Origin of the sequence: Microbacterium sp., from assembly GCF_046295495.1 — a bacterium.
GTDB lineage: Bacteria > Actinomycetota > Actinomycetes > Actinomycetales > Microbacteriaceae > Microbacterium.
The window spans coordinates 31786-56115 of the sequence record NZ_JBKBNC010000017.1 but is presented as its reverse complement, the minus strand read 5'-3'; the positions used below and the strand labels follow the sequence as shown (position 1 = coordinate 56115).

Genomic DNA, 24330 nt, shown 5'->3' with positions numbered 1-24330 from the left:
CGCGCTCGGTCAGCGGCATCCGCGTCGGGGCCCCGGAGGGTGTGCGGATCGCGGGCTTTTCGGCGGCGTCACAGCTGCGCGAGAACGTCGAGGCGCACCTGTGCGAGAACCGCGACCACGACGTACGCCAGGAAGCTCATCAGCGGCACCCAGACCATCAGCCGACCGGCGACCTCGCGCACGCGCGGCGCGCCCGGGATGACGCCCTCGCGGAGCACGTGGAGCGTCACGACGAAGAACGACGGGATGACGACCGACCACGTCACCATGCACCACGGGCAGAGGGTGGCGAGAACGAACAGGCTCTGGCCGATGAGCCAGACGACGAAACCGAGCGCGAAGACGAATCCGAGCCAGAACAGCACCCAGAACCACCGGGCGAAGCGGGCACCGGCGAGGAGCGCCATGCCGACCACGATCGGTGCGATCCAGGCGGCCAGACCGATGATCGGGTTGGGGAAGCCGAAGACGCTGCCCTGAGAGGACTGCAGGTTGGCGGAGCACTGCACGAGCACGCTGAAATCGCACGAGGCCGCTGCGCCCGGGTCCATCAACTGGTGGAAGCGTTCCATCGTGAGCGAGAACGCCGCCCACCATCCCACGATGCCCGCGAGGATCAGCCAGATCGCGACGACGACCGGACGACGGGGGGTGACGGTTTCACTCATGTCGCGATTCTGCCACCGCCCGATGAGCCGTCCGCGGAGACGCTTCGGTGTCGAAGCGAGCTTCTGCGGGCGAAACGGCGCGCCCGTGCGATAATGGAGGCTGATGAGACCGCGGCCGCGCCGCAGGAACATCACCCAGAAGACTTCGGGCGACGACCGCCCTTCGCAGCACGAGCCGCAGGCCTGCTGCAGACCGAGTGAGTTCGCAGCCCCGCCGGGTGCGGCGCTGCATGAGATTTCGTCGGGCGACGCGCGGTGTCGCCCGCCAGGGAGAAACCCCGATATGGCCGATGTGACCGACGATCAGACCCCCGCTGACGAGACGGCGACCGACACCCCCGAGACGCCCACGGCCGAGACCCCCTCGGTCGACACCCCCTCGGTCGACACCCCCTCGGTCGACACCCCCTCGGTCGACACCCCCTCGGTCGACACCCCCTCGGTCGACACCCCCTCGGTCGACGCCCCTTCCGTCGATGAGGAGGAGGCCGCGGTGCAGGATGCCGAAGAGGCCGCCGCTCAAGACTCCGAGGCGCCCGCGGTGCTCGCGGGGAGCGAGACGGCGGAGGCGGAGGAATCCGCCGACGCGACGCCCGACGCCCCCGCCGAGTCGGAGCCCGCGCCCGCGGGGGGCACCGCCGCACCCGCAGGGGACACCGCGACAGCCGAGACCGCGCCTGACACCGCACCCGACACCACGGTCGCGTCCGAGTCGGCGGCATCCGTGTCCGACGTCTTCGAACCCGAGGCCCCCGCGTCGGCCGAGAAAGCGGCTGCCACTCCCGCCCAGCCGGAGAAGCCCGCCCGTCCCACGGCTGTCTCGCTCGGCCTGCTGCCCGAGAACTTCGTGTCGGCCGTGTCGACCGCGCTGCATTTCTACGCCCCCGCGCTCCCGGCGCTGCCCGCCCGCGACGACGTGTGGGACCGAGACGACCGCGACGACGAGGGTCCCGTCGAGCGGGGCAGCGCCAACGCCCGCCGCCGTAACCGCCGCCGCGGATCGAGCGACCCGGCTCCCGCCGAGCAGAACGAGGCCCCCGCGGCTCCCGTGCGTCAGCGCGCCGTCGAGGTCGTCACCGAGCCGCAGCGCATCAAGGGTTCGACTCGTCTCGAGGCCAAGAAGCAGCGCCGTCGCGATGGGCGCGAGGCCGGTCGTCGTCGACCGGTGGTCACCGAGGCCGAGTTCCTGGCGCGCCGCGAGGCCGTCGATCGCGTCATGGTGGTGCGTTCCAAGGCCGGTCGCATCCAGATCGCCGTGCTCGAAGACAACGTGCTCGTCGAGCACTACGTCGCCCGCAACCAGGACGCCTCGCTCATCGGCAACGTCTACCTCGGTCGCGTGCAGAACGTGCTGCCCAGCATGGAGGCGGCGTTCGTCGACATCGGTCGTGGCCGCAACGCCGTGCTCTACTCGGGCGAGGTCGACTGGGACGGCGTCGAGACCAACAACCAGCCGCGTCGCATCGAGCTCGCGCTCAAGTCGGGCGACCGCGTCCTCGTGCAGGTCACCAAAGACCCGGTCGGACACAAGGGCGCCCGCCTCACGAGCCAGATCTCGCTGCCCGGACGCTACCTCGTGTACGTGCCGAACGGCACCATGAACGGCATCTCGCGCAAGCTCCCCGACACCGAGCGCGCCCGCCTGAAGAAGATCCTCAAGGAGGTGCTGCCGGAGTCCTCGGGCGTGATCGTGCGCACCGCCGCCGAGGGGGCCACCGAGGAGCAGCTGACCCTCGACGTGCAGCGCCTCACCTCGCAGTGGGAGCACGTCTCGAGCCAGATCAAGACCATCCAGGCGCCGGCGCTCCTTCACTCCGAGCCCGATCTCCTCGTCAAGATCGTCCGTGACGTCTTCAACGAGGACTTCACGCGCATGCTCATCCAGGGCGACGAGGCCCTGTCGACGATTTCGACCTACCTGCAGGGTGTCGCTCCCGATCTGCTCGAGCGCATCGAGAAGTACGAGGGCGACCAGGACCCGTTCGACGCGTTCCGAGTGACGGAGCAGATCGAGAAGGCCCTCGACCGCAAGGTGTGGCTGCCCTCGGGCGGCTCGCTCGTCATCGACCGCACGGAGGCGATGACGGTCGTCGACGTCAACACCGGCAAGTTCGTCGGCTCCGGCGGCAACCTCGAAGAGACGGTTACCAAGAACAACCTCGAGGCCGCGGAGGAGATCGTCCGACAGCTGCGCCTGCGCGACATCGGCGGCATCATCGTCGTCGACTTCATCGACATGGTGCTCGAGTCCAACCGCGATCTCGTGCTACGCCGCCTCATCGAGTGCCTCAGCCGCGACCGCACCAAGCACCAGGTCGCCGAGGTCACCTCGCTCGGCCTCGTGCAGATGACCCGCAAGAAGCTGGGCCTCGGCCTGCTCGAGACCTTCAGCGAGGCCTGCGAGGTGTGCGCCGGTCGCGGCGTGATCGTCCACCACGACCCCGTCGTCAAGCACCGCACCTCGGGTCCTTCGAACGGCACGGGTAACGGCAACGGCAACGGCGGTTCCGGCAACCGTCGTGGTCGCGGCGGCAACGGCGGCTCCAACGGCAACGGCTCCAACGCGGGCACTGCGCCGGCTCCGGCCGGTGGCAACGGGGGAGCGGCGGCGCAGGCCGGTGGCACCCACGTCATCACCGAGGGTGTGAAGTCGGCGCTCGCGCAGATCGCGGCGTCCACGGTCAAGCCGAGCCTCGACGACCCCGCCGTGGTCGAGGCGGCGGTCGCGGCATCCGTCGAGGCCGTGCTCGAGGCCAAGACCGAGACCGAGGCGCCGGCCCCGGCGCGCGAGAAGCGCCCGCGCAAGAAGCGCGAGCCCAAGGCGCCGCGCACCGAGAAGGACGCACTGCTCGAGTCGGTGCTCGAGGCTCTGCCGGAGCCCAAGGCTCCCGGTCAGGGCCGCTCGCGGCGCCGCGTGACCACCGCTGCCCTCACGGGCACCCCGGTGAACGCGCAGCCCCCCGCCGAGGCCTGAAACGCATCTTCACACGTGTGAGGGGCCGAGAATCGTCGCCTCGGAGTGACTCCGAGCGACGCGTCCCGGCCTCTCGCGCACGGCGGAGCGGTTCAGGTGCTCTTCGGGCGGCGATCGCGGGCCGTGATGCGCAGGCCCGAGGCCCGCAGGCGCCGCACGAGCTCTTTCCCGCCCACGTGCTCGGCACCGGCGGCGACGAGGTCGGCGTGGCGCTCGTCGGGCACGTCGTAGTGGTCGAGATCGAAGGCGCGACGAGGGATGCCGGCCGCCGCGGCGAAGGCGTGCAACTCGGCGAGGTCGCTGTCGCTCACCAGATGCGCCCACAGTCGTCCGTGCGCGGGCCACTGCGGGTCGTCGATGAGGATCGCCATCCCGCGATCCTACGGTCGACACGCGGGCCGATGCTTTTGCCGGATGCCTCCGGGTGAGCTAAACTCGACCCTTGGTGCGTCGCGTCCGCCCTCATTGGAGCGTGACCCCGTGGGTTTGCTCGCCGGATCGCACCGAGACTTGGGTCATCAGACCCTCCCGACGTCATCAGACAACCGGAGCCCTGCGCTCCCGAACGAAACAGGTGTGAAGTGGTTTACGCAGTTGTGCGCGCCGGCGGCCGCCAGGAGAAGGTCCAGGTCGGCACGATCGTCGTGCTCGACCGCCAGAAGGCGAAGATCGGCGAGAGCATCCAGCTGCCCGCCGTCCTGTTCGTCGACGGCGACGCGGTCACGACCGACGCCGACAAGCTCGCGAAGGTCTCGGTCACGGCCGAGGTGCTCGGCGAGGAGCGCGGTCCGAAGATCGTGATCCAGAAGTTCAAGAACAAGACCGGATACAAGAAGCGCCAGGGTCACCGTCAGGACCTCACGCGCGTCAAGATCACCGGCATCAAGTAAGAGCCAGGAGACGCAGAGATGGCACACAAAAAGGGCGCAAGCTCCACCCGTAACGGTCGTGACTCCAACGCACAGCGCCTCGGCGTGAAGCGCTTCGGCGGCCAGGCCGTCCTCGCCGGCGAGATCATCGTCCGCCAGCGCGGCACGCACTTCCACCCCGGCGCCAACGTCGGCCGCGGTGGCGACGACACGCTTTTCGCTCTGGCCGCCGGTGCGGTCGAGTTCGGCAAGAAGGGCGGCCGCAAGGTCGTCAACATCGTCGCCGCAGCGGAGTAATCCGCGGCGCCAGGCGCTTCCGAGGGGGTGGGCACTGCCCGCCCCCTCGTCGTTTTCCCGCGAGCGTTCCCCACGACTCGCCCTCCCGCGTCGGCTCCGCCGCCGCTCGTCCCGGAAGGACCCGCCATGGTCACCTTCGTCGACCGCGTGACCCTGCACCTGCGTGCGGGAAAGGGCGGCAACGGCTGCGTCTCGGTGCGCCGTGAGAAGTTCAAGCCGCTGGCCGGTCCCGACGGGGGCAACGGGGGCAGTGGCGGCGACGTCGTGCTCGTCGCCGACCCGCAGGTGACGACCCTGCTGTCGTACCACCACTCGCCGCACCGCTCCGCCGGTAACGGCGGCTTCGGCATGGGAGACCACCGATCGGGCGCCCTGGGGGAAGACCAGGAGCTGCCCGTCCCGCTCGGCACCGTGGTGAAAGACCCCGACGGCAACGTCCTCGTCGACATGCTGACCCCGGGCATGCGCTTCGTGGCCGCCCCCGGTGGTCTCGGCGGTCTCGGCAACGCGGCCCTGTCCTCGCCGAAGCGAAAGGCCCCGGGCTTCGCGCTGCTCGGCACGCCCGGCTGGGAGGGCGATGTCGTCCTCGAGCTCAAGACCGTCGCCGACGTGGCGCTGGTGGGGTTCCCGTCCGCCGGTAAGTCGAGCCTGATCGCGGCCGTATCCGCGGCACGGCCCAAGATCGCCGACTACCCCTTCACGACTCTGCACCCGAACCTCGGCGTGGTGCAGGCCGGCGACGCGCGATTCACCATCGCCGACGTTCCGGGCCTCATCGAGGGCGCAAGTGAGGGCAAGGGCCTGGGACTGGAGTTCCTCCGCCACGTCGAGCGCTGCACCGCCCTCGTCCACGTGCTGGACTGCGCCACGCTCGACCCCGGCCGCGATCCGCTCACCGACCTCGACATCATCCAGGCGGAGCTGGCCGCGTACCCGGTGCCCGAGGGGCAGATTCCTCTTCTCGAGCGTCCGCAGATCGTCGTCCTGAACAAGATCGACGTCCCCGAGGCGCGCGAACTCGCCGACTTCGTCCGCCCCGACCTCGAAGCCCGCGGCTTCCGCGTGTTCGAGATCTCCACCGTCAGTCGTGCCGGGCTTCGCGAGCTCACCTTCGCGCTCGGCGAGGTCGTCGAGCAGCACCGTCTCGCTACGATCGACGACGCTCCGGCGGAGCGCGTCGTGATCCGTCCGAAGGGCGCTGTCAAAGACTTCGAGATCAAGGTCGAGGGCGGTACGTACGGCCCCGTGTACCGCATCCTCGGCGACAAGCCGGTCAAGTGGGTGCAGCAGACCGACTTCCAGAACGAGGAGGCCGTCGGCTACCTCGCCGACCGCCTCGCGCGGCTCGGGGTCGAAGACGGGCTCTTCCGCGCGGGCGCGGTCGCCGGTGCGACGGTCGTGATCGGTCCCGGCGACGGCATCGTCTTCGACTGGGAGCCCACGCTGACGTCGGCGGCCGAGCTCATGACCGCGCCCCGTGGCACCGACCCGCGCCTGCTGCAGAGCACGCGCCGCACGACCAACGAGCGTCGCGAGCGCTACCACGAGCGCATGGATGCCAAGGCCGACGCCCGCGCCGAACTCGAGGCGGAGCGCCGCGCGGCGCGTGCCGCGGGCATCGGGGCCGACGGCGTCTCCGCGCCCGTCGCCGACGAGACGCTCGAGAACGACGAGGGCGACGACGTGTTCGTCGCTGACCCGTTCGACGACGACGCTCCCGACGACCTGGGCGACGGCGACTTCGTGCGCGGCGACACCAGCCGCGGCGACGACGAGGACGAGGTCCGGTGACCGCGACGACGCGCGCCGACATCCCCGGCGCCGCCCGCGTCGTGGTGAAGGTCGGTTCGTCGTCGATCAGCGGCGATGCCGCGCACCGCATCGACACGATCGTGGAGGCACTGTCGCGCGCGCACGCCGGCGGCACCGAGGTCGTGCTCGTCTCGTCGGGCGCGATCGCGACCGCCCTGCCGCTTCTCGACCTCGGCGGCCGGCCCAACGATCTCGCCACGCAGCAGGCGGCCGCGGCCGTGGGTCAGAACGTGCTCATGTGGCGCTATCAGACCTCCCTCGACCGCTTCGGTCTGCTCGCGGGCCAGGTGCTGCTCACGGCCGGTGATCTCGAGAACGCCACGCACCGTTCCAACGCCCGTCGCGCGATGGAGCGTCTGCTGGGACTCGGCATCCTCCCCATCGTGAACGAGAACGACACCGTCGCCACCCACGAGATCCGCTTCGGCGACAACGACCGCCTCGCCGCCCTCGTCGCCCAGCTCATCGGCGCCGACGCCCTCGTCCTGCTCAGCGACATCGAGACCCTCTTCACCCGCCCGCCGAGCGAGCCGGACGCGCGTCCCATCGTCGACGTGGCCTGGGGCGACGACCTCACCGACTACGAGTTCGGCGCGGGAGTCGTCAACGGCGTGGGCACCGGGGGAGCGGCCACGAAGGCCTCCGCCGCGAAGCTCGCCTCCACCGCCGGCGTCGGCGTTCTCGTCACGAGCGCCGACCTCGTGGCATCCGCTCTCGTGGGCGCGCCCGTGGGCACGTGGTTCGCCCCCAATCCCGACCCCGTCACCCTGACCACCGGCCCGGTGGGCGCCGTCGGCGCGCCGGTACACTGAGCCCATGACCGTGATCGCCGCTTTCGTCGACGAGCGCCTCCGTCTGGCCAAAGACGCGGCGCGCGAGATCGCGTTGCTCGACTCCGGCCGCAAGAGCGCTCTGCTGACCGCGGTGGCCGACGCTCTCGAGGCCGCCTCCGATCGCATCGTGGCCGCCAACGCCGACGACCTCGAACGTGGTCGGGCGGATGCCATCGGCGAAGCGTTGCTCGATCGGCTGCGTCTCGACGCCGGCCGCGTGGCGGCACTGGCCGCCGCGGTCCGCGACGTCGCGGAACTGCCCGACCCCGTGGGACGCGTGCTCGACAGCCGAACGCTGCCGAACGGCCTGAGGCTCGAGAAGGTGGCCGTGCCGTTCGGCGTCGTCGGCTCCATCTACGAGGCCCGGCCCAATGTCACGGTCGACATCGCCTCCCTGGCGCTTCGCTCCGGCAACGCCGTGGTGCTGCGCGGCGGGTCGGCGGCGCAGAGCTCCAACGCCGCCCTCGTGTCGATCATGCGCGAGGCTCTCCAGGCGCAGGGCGTCACCCCGGAGGCCGTGCAGAGCGTCGACGACTTCGGTCGCGACGGCGCCCGTGCGCTCATGAACGCCCGCGGCCTCGTCGACGTGCTCGTCCCGCGGGGAAGCGCGTCGCTCATCGAGACCGTCGTCACCGAATCCACCGTGCCCGTCATCGAGACCGGTGCCGGTGTCGTGCACGTGTTCCTCGACGCCACCGCGCGAGACGACTGGGCGCGCGACATCGTGCTCAACGCCAAGACCCAGCGCCCGAGCGTCTGCAACGCCGTCGAGACGGTCCTCGTGCACCGCGCCGCCGCCGACCGCCTCCTGCCCGAGCTGCTGGCATCCCTCGCCGACGCCGGTGTGACGGTGCACGGAGACGAGGCGACCCGATCGCACGACGACCGCGTCTTCGATGCGACCGACGACGACTGGGCACGCGAATACGGCACGCTCGACCTCGCGGTCCGCGTCGTCGACGACCTCGACGAGGCGCTCGCCCACATCCGTCGCTACTCGACCCACCACACCGAGGCGATCGTGACGGCCGATCACGATGCCGCCGACCGCTTCCTTGCCGAGGTCGACTCGGCGGTCGTTCTCGTCAACGCCTCGACCCGGTTCACCGACGGCGGCGAGTTCGGTTTCGGCGCCGAGGTCGGCATCTCCACCCAGAAACTTCACGCCCGCGGACCCATGGGTCTCGCCGAGCTGACGAGCACCAAGTGGCTCGGGCGCGGCGACGGCCAGGTCCGCGCCTGACCGCCTAAAATGACAGTGCGCTTTGCGCAGACATCTCGAACGGAGCACTGATGACTTTCGCCTCACTTCTCGCCCACGCTGCCGAAGAAGGCGGACACCACGGCGGTAACGTGCAGGCCGAGACCTTCTGGATCGGCGCCGTGGCGTTCGTGGTCTTCGTCGCGCTCAGCCTGGTGACCCTGTCGTACCGCAACGTCTCGAACCGCCACGCCCACAAGGCGGAGGCCTACACCCAGAAGCACGGGACGCCCACCCCCGAGGCGCACGGCCACTGAGGCCCACTGTATGTCGGTGACGCGCGCCCCTCGTATCGGGGTCATGGGTGGGACGTTCGATCCCATCCATCACGGTCACCTCGTCGCCGCCAGTGAGGTGGCGCAATCGTTCGATCTCGACGAGGTCGTCTTCGTCCCCACGGGCCGCCCCTGGCAGAAGGACGACGTCACCGAGAGCGAGCACCGCTATCTCATGACGGTGATCGCGACGGCATCCAATCCGCAGTTCACCGTCAGCCGCGTCGACATCGACCGCGCGGGGCCCACGTACACGATCGACACCTTGCGCGATCTGCAGGAGCAGCGGCCGGGCGCGCAGTTGTTCTTCATCACCGGCGCCGACGCGGTCGCGCAGATCCTCGGGTGGCGCAACCACCAGGAGCTCTGGGACCTCGCGCACTTCGTCGCCGTCTCGCGCCCCGGTCACGTGCTGACCACCGAGGGACTGCCCACCGAGACGGTGAGCCAACTGGAGATCCCGGCGCTGTCGATCTCGTCCACAGACTGCCGCGCTCGTGTGCGCCGAGGACACCCCGTGTGGTACCTCGTGCCCGACGGCGTCGTGCAGTACATCGCGAAGCATCACCTCTACCGGAGTAAGGCATGAGCACTTCCGAGACCCCCGAGACTCCCGCTCTGACCCGTCGTCAGCTGCGCGAGCTCCGTCAGACGGGCGCGACGCCCATCATCGTGCCGCCGACCGAGGGCGAGACCGCGGATGCCGTCTCCCCGGTGTCGCAGGAGCCCGAGGCGACCCCGGCGACCACCGACGCGGCGGACACCGCGAGCGAGACCCACGAGCACGAGGTCCCGGCGCACGAGGCCCCCGCGCACGAGGCCCCCGGAGGTCTGGCCACCGACGCGGGCCCGGCCGAGGGGAGCGGCACCGACACGGCACCGGCGACCGACGCGCCTGCCCCCGCGATCATCGGCGACGTCCCCGCTGTCGCGAGCACGCCCGCCGACGCCCCCGTCGACGGCACTCCCGCCCCGGCCGTCTCCGACGACTCGCCGCTGCCCCCGGTCGACGACGCGTCCGCCGCGCCTCTTCGCCCCGCGACCTTCGACGGTCCCTTCGGCGACGCCGGGGAGTTCGGCACCTCGGGCCTGACACGCCGTCAGGCGCGCGCGCAGGAGAAGATCCGCACCGCCGCGGTGCCCATCATCAGCCCCGACCTCGAGCCCGCACAGCCGCATCGCGCGGCGGCCCCCGCGGCCGAGGCAGCCCCCGCGGAGCCGGCGCAGCCCGCCATCTTCCGCCCCGCCGTCGTCGACACCGGCGACCACGCGGTCGAGCCCGTCGATCAGCCCGCGCCGTCGGTCGTGAACCCCGCGCTCGGGTCCGACCTGCTCGAGGGCCAGGTGCCGGAGATCGCCCTGCCGGCGTCGTTCGATCAGCTCATCTCGCGCAACACCGGCGCCACCGGCGCGGTGTCGACCCCCAACGCCCTCATCCTGTCGCAGACCCCCACGGGCGTACCGCTCGTGGGTCCCGTCAGCGCGACGGGGGAGATCATGATCACCGGCACCTTCGAGCTCCCCCAGGGGCTGGGGTCGGTCGGTCACGCACCCGGCACCACCGACGGCCGAGACGCCGACGCGGTGCTCCTCGACGGCGAGCTCCCGCCCGCCTCGTCGCCCACGCCGATCGCCGCCAGCGCCGCGATCAGCACCGTCAAGCAACCCGGCGAGATCATTCGCCCCCCGGCGCCCGAGAAGGGGAGCAAGCTCCTCATCGGCCTGATCATCACGACCGGCGCACTCGCGCTGGCGGTGGTCGTCACCCTCGCGCTCGCCATCACGACAGGAGTCTTCCGATGACAGCTACCGACAACGGTCGCGAGATGGCGCAGATCGCCGCCATCGCCGCCGACGCGAAGGGCGGCGACGACATCGTCGCGCTCGACGTCTCCGAGCCCCTCCCGCTCGTCGACATCTTCCTGCTCGTCACGGGGCGCAACGAGCGCAACGTCGCCGCGATCGCCGACGAGATCGAAGAGAAGCTCCTCGAGGCCGGCCACAAGCGCGTGCGCCGCGAAGGACGGCAGGAGTCCCGCTGGGTGCTGCTGGACTTCGGCGACCTCGTGGTCCACGTGTTCCACGAGGAGGAGCGCGTGTACTACGGTCTCGAGCGCCTCTGGAAGGACTGCCCGGTCGTTCCGATCGAGCTGCCGACGCCGGCCAACGCCGCGGACTGAGTCACCGCACGAACGCCCCCTGTCTCCGACAGGGGGCGTTCTTCGTTTCCCGCGCCCTGCACGGCGCGCCGGTGGATCGCGACGCGATCGGAGCGGCTTCTGACACCGTGGCGCGTTCGATGAGGAGGGTGGCCCGCGGGCGAGTGCGGTGTCGGGATGACCGCGGGCCGGTGATCGCCGCGGTGGTGCGTCGCTCCGGTGAGTGCTCGCGGGGATGAGTGCTCGCGGGGATGGGTGCTCGCGGGGATGAGTGTCCTCGCGCGGGGGAGCGGATCTGGGGGCGTACGTTCGGCGCGAGCGCGAGCGCGAGCGCGGTCGGTGGCGTGGGCGCCGGACGGGGTGGGCGCCGGACGGGGTGGGCGCCGGGTGGCGGAGGCGCGGGTGGCGTGGGCGTTGGGTGGCGTGGGCGTTGGGTGGCCGGTGAGCGACGGTTCCTCGACGGTGCTCCTCGCCTGGTGAGGTGCGCTCTCTCAACGACGAAAGCCCCCGCCGAGGCGGAGGCTTTCTCTTTATGTGGACCTGAGGGGACTCGAACCCCTGACCCCCTGCATGCCATGCAGGTGCGCTACCAGCTGCGCCACAGGCCCGTGTTTTGTTTTCCGCCCCGTTTGAGGCAACTCCATGAGCTTACAACACAGATCGCGAGGGCGAAAAATCGGCTCCGCCGGGCGTGTCGTCGGATGCCGTCACGGCAGCGATCAGGGATCGTCGGAGCACCTGTCCCCGCTCGCTCAACCGCCGTTGCCGTGCGACGTACTGCGCCTTTCCCTCGGGCGTCTCGATCGGCACCGCACCGTAGCCCCAGCCCGAGAGGTCGTAGGGCGAGGCCTCCATGTCGAGGGTGCGGATGTCGCGCGCGAGCTCGAACGCATCGAGCAGCAGGGGACCCGGTACGAGCGGGCCCAGCTTGACCGCCCACTTGTACACGTCCATGCCGGCGTGCAGGCACCCGGGCTGCTCGTGCTGCACCTGGTCCTCACGATCGAGCGCGGCACGATTGCGCGGAACCGCCTCGGGCGTGAAGAACCGGAACGCGTCGAAATGCGTGCACTTCAGGTCGTGGGCCTCGACGACGGCGTCGGCGCCGTCGCTCCCCAGTCGCAAGGGCACCGCGTGGCGTACCTCGTCGGCGCGATAGACCATCGCCCACTCGTGCAGGCCGAAGCATCCGAACTGCCCGGGACGCGACAGGGTCGCGCGCAGCAGGCCCACGGTGCCGCGGAACAGGGTGCCCCTCTCGGCGCGGAAGGAATCGGCATCCACTCGCACCCCGTCGCCGTCGCGGCGGTACCAGCGCCACGCCTGGCGTTCCTCGGCGTCGCGCAGCACGACACCCGGGCCGGGGTGCCACCGGCGCAGGATCGCCGGCTTGTACGAGTAGTACGTGAAGAGGAAGTCCTCCACGGGGTGCTTCTCGGCACGGCTCGCGCGCGCGCGGTGTGCGGCGGTGAGGGCGTCGGCCCGCTCGGCGTGGGCGGTGGCGAGCGGCATCCATTCGTCGCGCGACAGCGCGAGCGTGCCGGGGGAGCCACCCTCGGGGAGGGGTGTGTCGGCGAGGCGTGGGTTCGTGATGCGGGTGTCCGTGATGCGGGGGTCCGTGATGCGGGTGTCCGTGATGCGGGGCTTCGCGACCCGGGGGTCCGCGCTCCGCGTGCCGACGACGGGCGTCATTCGACGGGCTCGATGAGCGCGGGGGAGTCGTTGCGCACGTTGCCCACCTCGGACGAGACGACGTGATCGTCGAGTGTCTCGGCCATGTCGGGCGCGGCGTCGATCGCGGCGTCCAGAACGTCGCCGACGTTCTCGGTGGTCGGGTCGAGCCACGCGTCGGCGAAGTCGGGGTCCATGAACAGCGGCATGCGGTCGTGGATCGACCCCAGCCGACCGATCGCGTCGCGCGTGAGGATCGTGCAGCTGAGCACCCACCGTGCGGGATCGTCGTCGGCGCGAGCCGGGTCTTTCCACCACTCGTACAGGCCCGCGAAGAACAGCGGCGACCCGTCGGCGGGATGGATGTAGTGAGGCGTCTTGCCCGCCTCGGTGGTCTTCCACTCGTAGTACCCGGATGCCGGGATCACCGCGCGCCGCTTGATGAGGGCGTTGCGGAACATCGGTTTGTCCTCGACCTCCTCGGAGCGCGCGTTGAAGGCGCGGGCGCCGACCTTGACGTCTTTCGCCCACCCGGGAACCAGGCCCCAGCGCGCCGCCTCGAGGCGGCGCACGGGTGGCTCGCTCTTGACGGAGTCGAGCACGATCGCGACCGACGAGGTGGGCGCGATGTTGTACGACGGCGGCGGCAGCTCGTCGGCCTCGACGTCGACGCGCAACACCCCCACGAGCTCACTGGCCACGTTGGCTACGACGAATCGACCACACATACCTCCACCGTACGCGCCGGGTCCGACATCGCACCCCGTCCGCCGGCGAGCGGAGCGTCCTGGCGCGGCATCCGTCCCCCGACTTTTCAGGCGCCCGAGGTGCGTGGTGTGAGCGATGCGCGCATTCTCAGTCCCGCACCGCCGGATGCCACGAGGGATATGCACATCGCGGAGGTTGTGCGCCGCCCCGAGCCGCGGCATCCATCCCCGACTGCCCCGGGGCGCCCCGGTGCACAAAGTCAGCGATGCGCACATCCTCAGTCCCGCACCGCCGGATCCCGCGGAGGATATGCACATCGCGGAGGTTGTGCGCCGCCCCGCGCCGCGGCATCCATCCCCGACTGCCGCGGGGCGCCCCGGTGCGCAAAGTCAGCGATGCGCACATTCTCAGCCCCGCACCGCCGGATGCCACGGAGGATACGCACATCGCGGAGGTCGCGCGCCGCCGGGCCCTGGCATCGGAGCGACGCCTGCCAGAGTCCCACCCCGCAAAGTCAGCGATGCGCACATCCTCAGTCCCGCACCGCCGGATACCGCGGAGGATATGCACATCGCGGAGGTCGCGCGCCGCCCCGGACCGCGGCCCCGCGGACGCCGCGGGATCAGTCGTCGCTGGAGATCACGCCCACGTTCTGCAGGCGTTCGAGCAGGCCTGCGCCGTCGGGTTCGGTCACCCACGGCACCTCAGCGGCGGAGTGATCGTCGACGACGGTGCGACCACCGGCGAGCACCGCTTCGGTGGGCAACAGGCGACGGATCGCGACGGCGGCGACGTTCTGCGGGTGCTCGATCGCGAAGCCGGTGTAGATGGCGTCGTCGTGCTGACCGTCGTCGCCGACGAGCAGCCACTTCACGTCGGGGAACTCGTTCGCGAGACGGCGGAGGTTGGACTCCTTGTGGGCGCGGCCGCTGCGGAACCATCGGTCGTGCGTGGGACCCCAGTCGGTCAGCAGGAACGATCCCGCCGGGAACAGGTGTCGGCGCATGAAGCGCGTGAGCGTCGGTGCGACGTTCCAGGCACCCGTCGACAGGTAGATGATCGGCGTGCCCGGGTGCTCGCGCGAGAGGCGCTCGAGCATGACGGCCATGCCCGGAACGGGCTGACGAGCGTGCTCGTCGACCACGAACGAGTTCCACGCCGCGAGCAGCGGGCGCGGAAGCGCGGTCACCATCACGGTGTCGTCGATGTCGCTGACGACGCCGAAGCGCACGTCGGAGCCCACCACGAAGACGCGGGTCTCGGTGGGCTCGCTGCCCTCGACCGACATCGTGATGCTCTGCCAGCCGGGCTTCAGCGTCGCGGGGAGCTTGGCGTCGATCACGCCGCCGCGGTCGGCGGCGACCTGGTGCGTCATGCCGTCGACGATCACCGTGACGTGCGCGAAGCCCACCGGGACGGCGGCGAAGCTGCGCCATCCGCGCAGGCTCGCGGCCTCACCGGAGGAGCTGCTCTTGATCGGCGGGGCGATCAGCACGCGGCCGAGGACGCGCACCCAGTGCTCGGTGCCGTACCCGGGGAAGCCCGTGACGACGGGGCGCAGGCCGCGGGCGCGCGCCCGGCGTTCGCGCCATCGGTGGAAACGGCGCTCGAGTCGAGCGAACCAGAGCACTTTGGCGCGAGGAGAACGAGGCATCGGCCTCAGTCTTTCACGTCGCCGTCCACGGTTTCGAGGGGCTGGACGTCGTCGGCCAGGTGACGTCGCTCTGCGCGCTCGATCAGCTTCTTGCCCGCGAACACCAGCACGAGGAACACGACGAGGATGCCGACGAACACGTATCCGGCGTAGTGGATGCGGTCGCTGAGCTCGCGGTAGGTGCCCGCCGCCCCGGCCGCGACCGTCACGTACAGCCCCGCCCACACGACGCACGCCGGCGCCGTCCACGCCAGGAACCGTCGGTAGCTGTAGCCGCTCATGCCGACCGTGAGCGGCACGAGGGAGTGCAGGACGGGGAGGAAGCGCGAGAGGAAGATCGCCGGTCCGCCACGCCGTCGCAGGTAGCGATCGGCTCGTTCCCAGTTGCGCTCGCCGAGCTTCTGCCCGAGGCGCGAGGCGCGGATGCGAGGTCCGAAGAAGCGCCCGAGCCAGAAACCGAAGCTCTCGCCGAGAAGGGCGCCGACCACGATCGCCCCCGCCAGCACCACGCCCTCGACCGGGGAGGCCACCGCGGTCCCGGCGACGATCACCATCGTGTCGCCCGGGACGATGAGGCCGACGAGCACGCTCGTCTCGAGCATGACGGCGACCCCGGCGATGACCGTGCGCAGCACGGGGTCGACGTTCTGGACGACGTCGAGCAACCACGTGAGGATCTCGTTCACCTCCGTCAGCCTAGGGCCGCGCGCCCCGCCTAGCCTGGGAGCGTGCCCCGATCCGCCTCACCGTTCACCCCGTTCGGGTGGGTCGACCCCGAATCGGTGTTCCTCCACCTCTTCGCCGACGCCCCGCACGCGTTCTGGCTGGATGCCGGCGTCGATGCGACGAGCGGCTGGAGCTTCCTGGGCACGGGGCGTCCCGACGAACCGTCGCGGGCGATGACGCGCTCCGCCGACGGCCCCGGCCTCGTGGGCGCCTCCCCGGAAGAGGATGCCGAGGGCGCACCCTTCCGTGGCGGGTGGGTCGGCTGGATCTCGTACGAGGGCGAGCCCGCGTGGGTGCGCGTCGATTCCCTCCTCGCCTTCGACCACGCGCGACGTCGCGTCATCGCCCACGGCGACCCCACCCTCGCCGCGCGTGCCGCTGCCGCGCCCCCGGCGCCGGGCGTGGCGCCCGCTCCCGCCCGGGGGACGGCATCCGCCCGCGTGACGCCCGCCCGCTACGCCGAGCTGATCGAAGCGTGCCGTGACCGCATCCGCGAGGGAGACGCCTACCAGCTCTGCCTCACGACGCGCTTCACCGTGCCCGGCGCGATGGACGCCCTCGACGTCTTCCGGCGGCTGCGGCGGTCGTCGACGTCGCATCATGCGGGCTTCGTGCGGGCGGGTGACACCGCCCTGGCGAGCGCGTCGCCCGAGCGCTTCCTGCACGTGCGCGCCGGCCGCGTGCACACCCATCCCATCAAGGGCACCCGTCGGCGCTCACCCGACCCGGCCACCGACCGCGCGCTCGCCGAGGAGCTGCGCACGGATGCCAAGGAGCGGGCCGAGAACGTCATGATCGTCGACCTCATGCGCAACGACCTCTCGCGGGTGTGCGAACCGTCGACGGTGGGCGTGGACCGCCTGCTCGAGGTGGAGACGTATCCCACCGTGCATCAGCTCGTCAGCGAGGTGTCGGGGCGGCTGCTCCCCGGGACGCGGGTCGGAGATCTGCTCGCGGCGACCTTCCCCGCGGGCAGCATGACCGGGGCGCCCAAGGAGTCGGCGATGGGCATCCTCGCCGGGCTCGAGGGGCAGCCGCGGGGCGTGTACTCCGGCGTGTTCGGCTGGGTCGGCGACGACGGCTCCGCCGACCTCGCGATGGTCATCCGCAGCGTCGTCATCGAGCCGGATGCCGCCTGGGTCGGCGCCGGCGGCGGGATCACGTGGCGCTCGGTCGCGGCATCCGAGGTCGCCGAGGTGGGGCTCAAAGCCCGCGCGCCCCTCGCCGCGCTGGGGGCCGAGGTGCCGCCCGGGTGGTGACGCCCGGTCCGATACCCTGGGAGCAGGCCCTCGTGGCCTCCCCGACCTTCACGATTGGCTTCACCCGTGTCTCAGAACTCCGCAGCAGACCCCCGCGAGGGGGGCTTCGACACCCACGCCATCCAGGCGAAGTGGCAGCAGGCTTGGGCCGAGAAAGACCCGTTCCGCGCCGGTGGCGACGACGACACGCGCCCCCGCAAGTACGTGCTCGCGATGTTCCCGTATCCGTCGGGCGATCTGCACATGGGGCACGCCGAGAACTACCTCTACTCCGACATCGTCGCGCGCTTCTGGCGCCACCGCGGCTACAACGTGCTCAACCCCATCGGGTGGGACTCGTTCGGCCTGCCCGCCGAGAACGCGGCCATCAAGCGCGGCGCCGACCCCGTCGAGTGGACCTACGCCAACATCGCGCAGCAGAAGGCGAGCCTGAAGGACTACGGCGTCTCCTTCGACTGGAGCCGCGTGCTGCACACCAGCGACCCCGAGTACTACCGCTGGAACCAGTGGCTGTTCCAGAAGCTGTACGACAAGGGCCTGGCCTACCGCAAGGACGCCCTCGTCAACTGGGACCCGGTCGATCAGACGGTGCTCGCGAACGAGCAGGTCCTGCCCGACGGCACGAGCGAGCGCAGCGGCGCCGTGGTGGTCAAGAAGAAGCTGACGCAGTGGTTCCTGCGCATCACCGACTACGCCGACCGCCTGCTCGACGACCTGAACCAGCTCGAGGGTTTCTGGCCGAGCAAGGTCATCCAGATGCAGCGCAACTGGATCGGCCGCTCGGTGGGCGCCGACATCACGTTCGAGATCGAGGGTCGGGACGAGAAGATCACGGTCTTCTCCACGCGGCCCGACACCCTTCACGGCGCGACGTTCTTCGTCGTGGCGCCCGAGTCCGAGCTCGCGGCCGAGCTCGCGGCATCCGCCGACCAGGGCGTGCAGGAGACCTTCGAGGCCTACCTGGCCCAGGTGCAGCGCGCGACCGACATCGAGCGCCAGGCGACCGACCGTCCTAAGACGGGAGTGTTCCTCGGCCACTACGCGATCAACCCGATCAACGGCGAGAAGCTGCCGATCTGGGCCGCCGACTACGTGCTCGCCGACTACGGTCACGGGGCGGTCATGGCCGTGCCCGCGCACGACCAGCGCGACCTCGACTTCGCCCGCGCGTTCGACCTGCCGGTGAAGGTGGTCGTCGACACGAACGCTCCCGTCACCGGGGCGATCCCGGTGATCGAGCTGGATGCCGAGGGCGTGCCGATCGATCCCCTGGGCGACCTCGACGAGACCGACCCGGTCAAGACCGGAGTGGCGCTCACGGGCGACGGGCGCATGATCAACTCCGGGTCGCTCAACGGGCTGAGCAAGCGCAACGCCATCGCGCGCATGATCGAGGAGCTCGAGGCGAAGGGCGTCGGCCGCGCGGCCAAGACCTACCGCCTGCGCGACTGGCTCATCTCGCGCCAGCGCTACTGGGGTACGCCGATCCCGATGCTGCACGGGGAAGACGGCTCCATCACGCCCGTCCCCGCCGACCAGCTGCCGGTCGTGCTGCCCTCGGTCGAGGGTCTCGACCTCAAGCCCAAGGGCACCTCCCCGCTGGGGGCGGCCACGGAATGGGTGCAGGTCACCGACCCCGAGACGGGGCAGACCCTGCTGCGCGACCCCGACACCATGGACACCTTCGTCGACAGCTCCTGGTACTACCTGCGGTTCCTGTCGCCGAACAGCGACACCGAGGCGTTCTCGGGTCGAGAGGCGTCCAAGTGGGGCCCGGTCGACTTCTACATCGGAGGCGTCGAGCACGCCATCCTGCACCTGCTGTACGCCCGTTTCATCACCAAGGCCCTGTTCGACATGGGCCTGGTGGACTTCACCGAGCCCTTCTCGAGCCTCATCAACCAGGGCATGGTCATCCTCGACGGCGCGAAGATGTCGAAGAGCAAGGGCAACCTCGTGCTCTTCCAAGAAGAGCTCGACGCCCACGGAGCCGACGCGCTGCGCGTGGCCCTGGCCTTCGCCGGCCCCGTGGAAGACGACAAAGACTGGAACGACGTCTCCACCACGGGCGCCGCGAAGTTTCTGGCACGCGCCCTGCGCATCGCGCACGACGTCGACAGCGAGACCGACGTCGTCTGGGCCGAGGGCGACCAGGCCCTCCGCCGGGTGACGCATCGCCTGCTGGCCGAGGCGCCCAACCTCATCGAGCAGACGAAATTCAACGTCGTCGTGGCACGCCTCATGGAACTGGTCAACGCCACCCGCAAGGCGATCGACGGCACGGCAGGTGCGAGCGACCCCGCGGTGCGCGAGGCCGCGGAGGTCATCGCGATGACCCTCGACCTCTTCGCCCCGCACACCGCCGAGGAGATGTGGCACACGCTGGGCTACCAGGGCTTCGTGGGCCTGGCCACCTGGCGTCAGGCCGACCCCACGCTGCTCGTCGAGGACACCGTGACTGCCGTCGTGCAGATCGACGGCAAGGTGCGCGGCACACTGCAGGTCTCGGCCAAGATCGGTGCCGACGAGCTCGAGAAGCTCGCCCGCGGCGACGAGAAGGTCCTGCGGGCTCTCGGCGACCGCGAGATCGTCCGCGCCGTCGTGCGCCCGCCGAAGGTGGTCAGCTTCTCGACGAAGTGATCGTCGGTTCCGGATGCCACGTCACCGGCGCTTCTCGAAGCGCGGGAGACGTGGCATCCGGCGTTTCGGCCTCATCGTTCGTTCGCGGAGCGCCGGGATGGCGATCGTCGGGTGTCGGTCGCGCCGGGCTCGGAAAGCGCACGGTCCTCGGAGAAGTGCGCCTGATCGCTGCGTGATACCCCGGAATCGCCGAGGAACGCCGACGCCGCGGGGTCGCCGTCGGACGCGTGATCGGCGCGCGTCGGGCTGAGCGGCCCTTCCTCCCCGGATGCCGATCGACTCGGCCCCTCCACCGGACGGTGCGCGAGCGGCCCGCGGGAGCATCGAGATTGCCTACCGTGGCCGCGTGACAGAGAGCCTCCCCGCCGCAGCGTTCGAGACCGAGCCGGGAGGCGGGGCGCTCAGCCCGCGGAAGCGGCTCGGCATCGGTGCGGTCATCACCCTCGTCCTGCTCGCGTTCGCCGTCACCATCGCCGTCGGCATGCTCCGGGGCGCGACGGGCGCGGAGGTGGTCACCCCCGATCCCGTCTCGACCTCGGCGGCGGTCGCACCGCCCGCCGCGGGGCTCTACGTGCACATCGCGGGCGCCGTGCGCGAGGCGGGGTTGTACCGGCTCGATGCCGGAGACCGGGTCGCCGACGCCATCGCGCGGGCGGGCGGCTTCGCGGACGACGCCGCGCGCGACGGGGTGAACCTGGCCCGCCCCGTCGCCGACGGCGAGCAGATCGTGGTGCCCGTCATCGGAGCGCTTCCGGCTGACGCCGCCGCCGGTGCGTCGTCGAGTGGGGCGGATGGTGTGGTGCCGGCGGGTGGCCCCCTCGACCTGAACACCGCGACACGCGACCAGCTCGACACCCTGCCGCGCGTCGGCCCCGCCATGGCCGACCGCATCATCACGTGGCGGCAGGCGAACGGGCGGTTCACCAGCGTCGACGACCTGCTCTCCGTGCCGGGGATCGGCGAGAAGATGCTGGCGAACATCCGCGATCTGGTCCGCGTGTGAACGCGCGCGCCGTCCTTCGCCGACGGGCGATGCGACCCGTGACCGTGGCCCTGACCACGTGGGCGGCGGCGGGGGCGGCGACGGCGGGCAGCGATGCAGGCGTCCTCGTCGGGATCCTCGCCGTCCTGACCGTCCTCGCGACCGTGCTGTTCGGCCGGCGACGACGCGCGACGATCGGCGTCGCCGCCGTCGCGCTCGCCTGCGCGACCGCTGCGGCGGGAGGCGTCGCCGCCGTGGCGCCGATGCGGGCGCAGATCGCCGCTCTCGAGCTCGAGGGAGGCCGCCACCTCGACCTCGAGGTCACCGTGACGGGCCGTGTCGACCCGAGCGCCGACGGAGGTGCCTGGTTCGACGCGCGCGCGACCTCCCTCGTCGCGGGTCGGACGCGCCTGAGCGGTGAGATCCCGGCACGCGTGGGTGTCGACGCCGAGGGTCGGCGGGCCCTGGTCGGGGTCGGCATGGGGAGTCTCGTGCGTGTGACCGCGCGCGCCCTCCCGTCCGACCCCGGTGAGCGCGCGCTCGTCGTCGTGCGCGCGAACGAGGTCGTGAGCGCCTCGCCGCCACCGGGGGCGTGGGGGTGGTTCCAGGGCATCCGCGACGCGCTCGTCTCCTCGACACGGGGATTACCGCAGCCCGGCGCCGGGCTCGTACCCGGGCTCGCCGTCGGTGACACCAGCACCCTCGACCCCGACACCGAAGCCGCGATGAACGCCGCGTCGCTCTCTCATCTCACGGCCGTCTCCGGTGCGAACTGCGCCATCGTGGTCGGGGCCGCCTTCGCGGTGTTCGCGGCGCTGGGCGTGCGACGCGGCGTTCGAGTCGGGGGAGCGCTCGCGGTGCTCGCGGCCTTCGTCTGCCTGGTCACACCGGAGCCGAGCGTCGTGCGTGCGGCCGTCATGGCCGCCATCGCCCTGCTCGCCGTCGCGCTGGGGCGTCCGGCCATCGGCGTCGCGGTGCTCGCGGCCGCGGTCGCGGTGCTCCTCATCCTCGATCCCTGGTTGTCGCGGTCGATAGGTTTCGCCCTCTCCGTTGCTGCGACGGGTGCGTTGCTCGTGCTGGCGCGCCCCTTGGCGACGGGGTTGGAGAGGTGGATGCCGCGATCCCTGGCCCTGGCGATCGCCGTGCCCACCTCGGCTCAGCTGGTCTGCGGTCCGCTCATCGTGCTCATCGACCCGCATGTGCCCCTGGGCGGCATCGCCGCGAACCTCGTCGCCGACCCCGCGGCCGCGCCCGCGACGATCGCCGGAGCACTGGCGTGCATCGCCCCCCTGCCGTGGCTGCGCGACGGCCTCACCGCTCTCGCCTGGATCCCGGCATCCTGGATCGCGGCCGTCGCTCACACCACGACGACCAGTACGGCCCAGAATCTGCCGTGGCCGGAGGGCGTCACGGGAGCGGCTCTGCTCGCAGCCGTCGGTGCAGCGCTCAGCGTGGCCGTCATCCGGCCCCGCCGGCTCCCGCGGATCACGGCGCTGTGCACGGCGGCCATGGCCGTCGTCACCGGCCTCATCCTCGGACAGACCACGGTTGCGACCGTCGCGGGTCCGCTGACCGTGCCCGCGCCCTGGCAGGTCGCGATGTGCGACGTGGGTCAGGGCGACGCCACCCTCTGGCGCTCCGCCGGCGCCGTCGGACTGGTGGACACCGGGCCCGATCCCGACGCGCTGGCCCGATGCCTGCAGACGTTCGGCATCGCGCACCTCGATCTGCTCGTGCTCACCCACTTCGACCTCGATCACATCGGCGGCACCTCCGCCGTGCTCGGCCGGGTGGATCTCTTGCTCCACGGCCCCGTCGACGACGCGTCGGGCCAACGGCTCCTCGACGGACTCACCGCCCAGGGCGCGCGCCTGCAGCAGGCGGCCACCGGCCTGACCGGCACGCTCGGCGACACACGCTGGCACGCCCTCGGGCCGCCACCGCGCGCCGAGCCGGGCAACGACGCGAGCATCGCGCTCGATGTCAGCGGTGCCGGCTTCCCGCGCACGGTTCTGCTCGGCGACCTGGGCGAGCAGGCGCAGGCCGCCCTGTTACGGCGCGTCGACGTGCCGCACGTCGACGTCGTCAAGGTCTCGCACCACGGCAGCGCGGACCAGGATGCCGACCTCTACCGCCGCGTGAGCGCGAGGGTTGCGCTGATCGGCGTCGGGGCGGAGAACTCGTACGGACACCCCACAGCCTCGCTGCTGGCGACGTTGGCGGCGCTCGGCACGACCGTCGGCCGGACCGACCTCGACGGGTCGCTCGCCGTCTGGGAGGGCTCGGATGACAGTCTCAATCTGTGGCGGGAGCGATCGCCGCCGCGCGGTCCTGCGCCGGATGTCGATGTCGGGCACCCTCGGTAGGCTGGGGGAGTGACCCCGGCTCCCCGACGCTCCGCCCCCGCGAAGGCCAAATCGGCCATCCCGCAGGTGTCGTGGCGCGCCCCGCAGCCGGCCCCGATCGTGCTGGTGTCGGGGCCCGAAGAGGTGTGCGCGGAGCGCGCGATCGCCGGCATCCGTTCCCTGCTCAAGAGCGAAGACCCGAGTCTCGAGGTCACCGACATCCGTGCAGACGACTACGCCGCGGGCACCCTGCTGGGTGTCACCTCGCCGTCGCTGTTCGGCGAGCCGCGGCTCGTGCGGGTCAGTGGGGTCGAGAAGTGCAGCGACACCTTCCTCAGCGAGGCGGTGTCCTACCTCTCGCAGACGCAGGAGGGCGCGACGGTGGTGCTGCGCCACACGGGCGCGAGCGTGCGCGGCAAGAAGCTCCTCGACGGCATCCGCGCCGGGCAGGGTGGCGGCATCGAGATCGCCTGCCCCGCGGTCAAGCGCGACTCCGACCGGTTCGACTTCGCGGTCGGCGAGTTCCGGGCCGCGAACAAGCGCATCGCCCCCGTCGCCCTGCGCTCCCTCGTCTCCGCGTTCGCCGACGACCTCACCGAGCTCGCCGCCGCGTGCCAGCAGCTGATCGCCGACGTGCCCGGAGACATCGACGAGCGCATCGTCGAGCGCTACTACGGCGGGCGTGTCGAGACCTCGGCGTTCACGGTGGCCGACACCGCCATCGCCGGTCAGTACGGGCCCGCGCTGCTCGCTCTGCGGCACGCTCTGGCATCCGGAGCCGACCCGGTGCCCCTCGTCGCCGCGGTGGCCATGAAGCTGCGCACGATGGCGCGGGTCGCCGGCACGCGCGAGTCGTCGTCTGCCACCGCGCAGCGGCTCGGCATGAAGGACTGGCAGGTCGACCGGGCCCGCCGCGACCTCGTCGGCTGGACCGGCAACACCCTCGGCATGGCGATCCACGCCACCGCGCGGGCTGACGCCGAGGTCAAGGGTGCGTCGCGAGACCCCGTCTTCGCCCTCGAGCGCATGATCACGATCATCGCCACGCGCGCCCCCTACGGCGACTGACGCGCGAGTCTGCCGCGCGGCCACCGCGTCGGTCCCACACCCCCGCCGGGGCAGGACATCGCTCGAAAACAGGGCGGATACGGCGGCGAACGTCCTGTTCCGGAACGATCCCCTGTCCTCGGAGGCAGG

At 71.2% G+C, this 24330-nt stretch carries 21 protein-coding genes and 1 tRNA gene; 15 read left to right on the top strand and 7 right to left on the bottom strand.

Annotated elements, in window-relative coordinates; genetic code table 11:
• Positions 1 to 68: 68 nt before the first annotated feature.
• The gene (locus ACK4LS_RS08725; protein WP_409716145.1) at positions 69 to 668 is read right to left on the bottom strand and encodes a vitamin K epoxide reductase family protein; all 600 of its coding nucleotides are present in this window, start codon (positions 666 to 668) and stop codon (positions 69 to 71) included.
• A 283-nt stretch (positions 669 to 951) separates the two neighbouring features.
• Between ACK4LS_RS08725 and ACK4LS_RS08720 the strand changes: the two genes are divergently transcribed.
• Complete coding sequence (locus ACK4LS_RS08720) at positions 952 to 3642, top strand: Rne/Rng family ribonuclease (protein ID WP_409716142.1); 2691 nt, start codon at positions 952 to 954, stop codon at positions 3640 to 3642.
• Between the two features lie 92 nt (positions 3643 to 3734).
• On the opposite strand, the gene ACK4LS_RS08715 is transcribed toward ACK4LS_RS08720, so the two are convergent.
• Positions 3735 to 4013: a DUF4031 domain-containing protein gene (locus ACK4LS_RS08715; RefSeq protein ID WP_409716139.1), complete on the bottom strand. Its 279-nt coding sequence runs from the start codon at positions 4011 to 4013 to the stop codon at positions 3735 to 3737.
• A 210-nt stretch (positions 4014 to 4223) separates the two neighbouring features.
• Here ACK4LS_RS08715 and rplU point away from each other — a divergent pair, with 210 nt between their 5' ends.
• From rplU to rsfS, 9 genes are all read left to right on the top strand, one after another.
• Entirely contained in the window at positions 4224 to 4532 is a 309-nt protein-coding gene (gene rplU, locus ACK4LS_RS08710) for a 50S ribosomal protein L21 (protein WP_138172328.1), read from the top strand.
• A gap of 18 nt (positions 4533 to 4550) precedes the next feature.
• On the top strand, positions 4551 to 4808 hold the full coding sequence (rpmA, locus tag ACK4LS_RS08705) for a 50S ribosomal protein L27 (protein ID WP_194581431.1): 258 nt from the start codon (positions 4551 to 4553) through the stop codon (positions 4806 to 4808).
• 126 nt (positions 4809 to 4934) lie between these two features.
• Positions 4935 to 6599, top strand: coding sequence for a GTPase ObgE (gene obgE, locus ACK4LS_RS08700; protein ID WP_409716135.1), 1665 nt, complete (start codon positions 4935 to 4937; stop codon positions 6597 to 6599).
• Positions 6596 to 7432 (top strand): glutamate 5-kinase, encoded by an 837-nt coding sequence (gene proB, locus ACK4LS_RS08695; protein ID WP_409716132.1) that lies wholly within the window; start codon positions 6596 to 6598, stop codon positions 7430 to 7432. Before obgE ends, proB begins: the two co-directional genes overlap by 4 nt.
• A 4-nt stretch (positions 7433 to 7436) precedes the next feature.
• A complete protein-coding gene (locus tag ACK4LS_RS08690; RefSeq protein ID WP_409716129.1) occupies positions 7437 to 8696 on the top strand; it encodes a glutamate-5-semialdehyde dehydrogenase in 1260 nt (419 codons plus the stop codon).
• A 50-nt stretch (positions 8697 to 8746) separates the two neighbouring features.
• The gene (locus ACK4LS_RS08685) at positions 8747 to 8971 is read left to right on the top strand and encodes a hypothetical protein (RefSeq protein ID WP_409716126.1); all 225 of its coding nucleotides are present in this window, start codon (positions 8747 to 8749) and stop codon (positions 8969 to 8971) included.
• A gap of 10 nt (positions 8972 to 8981) precedes the next feature.
• On the top strand, positions 8982 to 9578 hold the full coding sequence (gene nadD, locus ACK4LS_RS08680; protein ID WP_409716123.1) for a nicotinate-nucleotide adenylyltransferase: 597 nt from the start codon (positions 8982 to 8984) through the stop codon (positions 9576 to 9578).
• Positions 9575 to 10792, top strand: a complete 1218-nt coding sequence (locus ACK4LS_RS08675) for a hypothetical protein (protein WP_409716120.1) — start codon at positions 9575 to 9577, stop codon at positions 10790 to 10792. Before nadD ends, ACK4LS_RS08675 begins: the two co-directional genes overlap by 4 nt.
• Complete coding sequence (gene rsfS, locus ACK4LS_RS08670; protein WP_409716117.1) at positions 10789 to 11169, top strand: ribosome silencing factor; 381 nt, start codon at positions 10789 to 10791, stop codon at positions 11167 to 11169. The genes ACK4LS_RS08675 and rsfS overlap by 4 nt, the downstream gene beginning before the upstream one ends.
• 514 nt (positions 11170 to 11683) lie before the next feature.
• Here the strand turns inward: rsfS and ACK4LS_RS08665 are convergent.
• The 5 genes from ACK4LS_RS08665 to ACK4LS_RS08645 form a co-directional block, all read right to left on the bottom strand.
• A tRNA-Ala gene (locus tag ACK4LS_RS08665) sits at positions 11684 to 11756 on the bottom strand.
• Positions 11757 to 11796: 40 nt separating this feature from the next.
• Complete coding sequence (locus ACK4LS_RS08660; RefSeq protein ID WP_409716165.1) at positions 11797 to 12660, bottom strand: 3-methyladenine DNA glycosylase; 864 nt, start codon at positions 12658 to 12660, stop codon at positions 11797 to 11799.
• 176 nt (positions 12661 to 12836) lie between these two features.
• Entirely contained in the window at positions 12837 to 13547 is a 711-nt protein-coding gene (locus ACK4LS_RS08655) for an SOS response-associated peptidase (protein WP_409716114.1), read from the bottom strand.
• Positions 13548 to 14149: 602 nt separating this feature from the next.
• Entirely contained in the window at positions 14150 to 15181 is a 1032-nt protein-coding gene (locus ACK4LS_RS08650; RefSeq protein WP_409716111.1) for an App1 family protein, read from the bottom strand.
• Positions 15182 to 15186: 5 nt separating this feature from the next.
• The gene (locus ACK4LS_RS08645; RefSeq protein ID WP_409716109.1) at positions 15187 to 15867 is read right to left on the bottom strand and encodes a DedA family protein; all 681 of its coding nucleotides are present in this window, start codon (positions 15865 to 15867) and stop codon (positions 15187 to 15189) included.
• A gap of 42 nt (positions 15868 to 15909) precedes the next feature.
• Between ACK4LS_RS08645 and ACK4LS_RS08640 the strand changes: the two genes are divergently transcribed.
• The 5 genes from ACK4LS_RS08640 (at position 15910) to holA (ending at position 24201) form a co-directional block, all read left to right on the top strand.
• Entirely contained in the window at positions 15910 to 17166 is a 1257-nt protein-coding gene (locus ACK4LS_RS08640; RefSeq protein WP_409716106.1) for an anthranilate synthase component I family protein, read from the top strand.
• Positions 17167 to 17232: 66 nt separating this feature from the next.
• A complete protein-coding gene (gene leuS / locus ACK4LS_RS08635; RefSeq protein WP_409716103.1) occupies positions 17233 to 19806 on the top strand; it encodes a leucine--tRNA ligase in 2574 nt (857 codons plus the stop codon).
• A gap of 346 nt (positions 19807 to 20152) precedes the next feature.
• Complete coding sequence (locus ACK4LS_RS08630; RefSeq protein ID WP_409716100.1) at positions 20153 to 20809, top strand: helix-hairpin-helix domain-containing protein; 657 nt, start codon at positions 20153 to 20155, stop codon at positions 20807 to 20809.
• A 29-nt stretch (positions 20810 to 20838) separates the two neighbouring features.
• Entirely contained in the window at positions 20839 to 23154 is a 2316-nt protein-coding gene (locus ACK4LS_RS08625; RefSeq protein ID WP_409716097.1) for a ComEC/Rec2 family competence protein, read from the top strand.
• Positions 23155 to 23163: 9 nt separating this feature from the next.
• Complete coding sequence (gene holA, locus ACK4LS_RS08620; RefSeq protein ID WP_409716094.1) at positions 23164 to 24201, top strand: DNA polymerase III subunit delta; 1038 nt, start codon at positions 23164 to 23166, stop codon at positions 24199 to 24201.
• The last annotated feature ends 129 nt before the right edge of the window (positions 24202 to 24330 follow it).

Bases quoted from the DNA above. Each gene is read 5' to 3' on its own strand.
- ACK4LS_RS08725 (WP_409716145.1), bottom strand. From the start codon at position 668: ATGAGTGAAACCGTCACCCCCCGTCGTCCGGTCGTCGTCGCGATCTGG.
- ACK4LS_RS08720 (WP_409716142.1), top strand. From the start codon at position 952: ATGGCCGATGTGACCGACGATCAGACCCCCGCTGACGAGACGGCGACC.
- ACK4LS_RS08715 (WP_409716139.1), bottom strand. From the start codon at position 4,013: ATGGCGATCCTCATCGACGACCCGCAGTGGCCCGCGCACGGACGACTG.
- rpmA (WP_194581431.1), top strand. From the start codon at position 4,551: ATGGCACACAAAAAGGGCGCAAGCTCCACCCGTAACGGTCGTGACTCC.
- obgE (WP_409716135.1), top strand. From the start codon at position 4,935: ATGGTCACCTTCGTCGACCGCGTGACCCTGCACCTGCGTGCGGGAAAG.
- ACK4LS_RS08690 (WP_409716129.1), top strand. From the start codon at position 7,437: ATGACCGTGATCGCCGCTTTCGTCGACGAGCGCCTCCGTCTGGCCAAA.
- ACK4LS_RS08685 (WP_409716126.1), top strand. From the start codon at position 8,747: ATGACTTTCGCCTCACTTCTCGCCCACGCTGCCGAAGAAGGCGGACAC.
- nadD (WP_409716123.1), top strand. From the start codon at position 8,982: ATGTCGGTGACGCGCGCCCCTCGTATCGGGGTCATGGGTGGGACGTTC.
- ACK4LS_RS08675 (WP_409716120.1), top strand. From the start codon at position 9,575: ATGAGCACTTCCGAGACCCCCGAGACTCCCGCTCTGACCCGTCGTCAG.
- rsfS (WP_409716117.1), top strand. From the start codon at position 10,789: ATGACAGCTACCGACAACGGTCGCGAGATGGCGCAGATCGCCGCCATC.
- ACK4LS_RS08660 (WP_409716165.1), bottom strand. From the start codon at position 12,660: ATGCCGCTCGCCACCGCCCACGCCGAGCGGGCCGACGCCCTCACCGCC.
- ACK4LS_RS08655 (WP_409716114.1), bottom strand. From the start codon at position 13,547: ATGTGTGGTCGATTCGTCGTAGCCAACGTGGCCAGTGAGCTCGTGGGG.
- ACK4LS_RS08650 (WP_409716111.1), bottom strand. From the start codon at position 15,181: ATGCCTCGTTCTCCTCGCGCCAAAGTGCTCTGGTTCGCTCGACTCGAG.
- ACK4LS_RS08625 (WP_409716097.1), top strand. From the start codon at position 20,839: ATGCGACCCGTGACCGTGGCCCTGACCACGTGGGCGGCGGCGGGGGCG.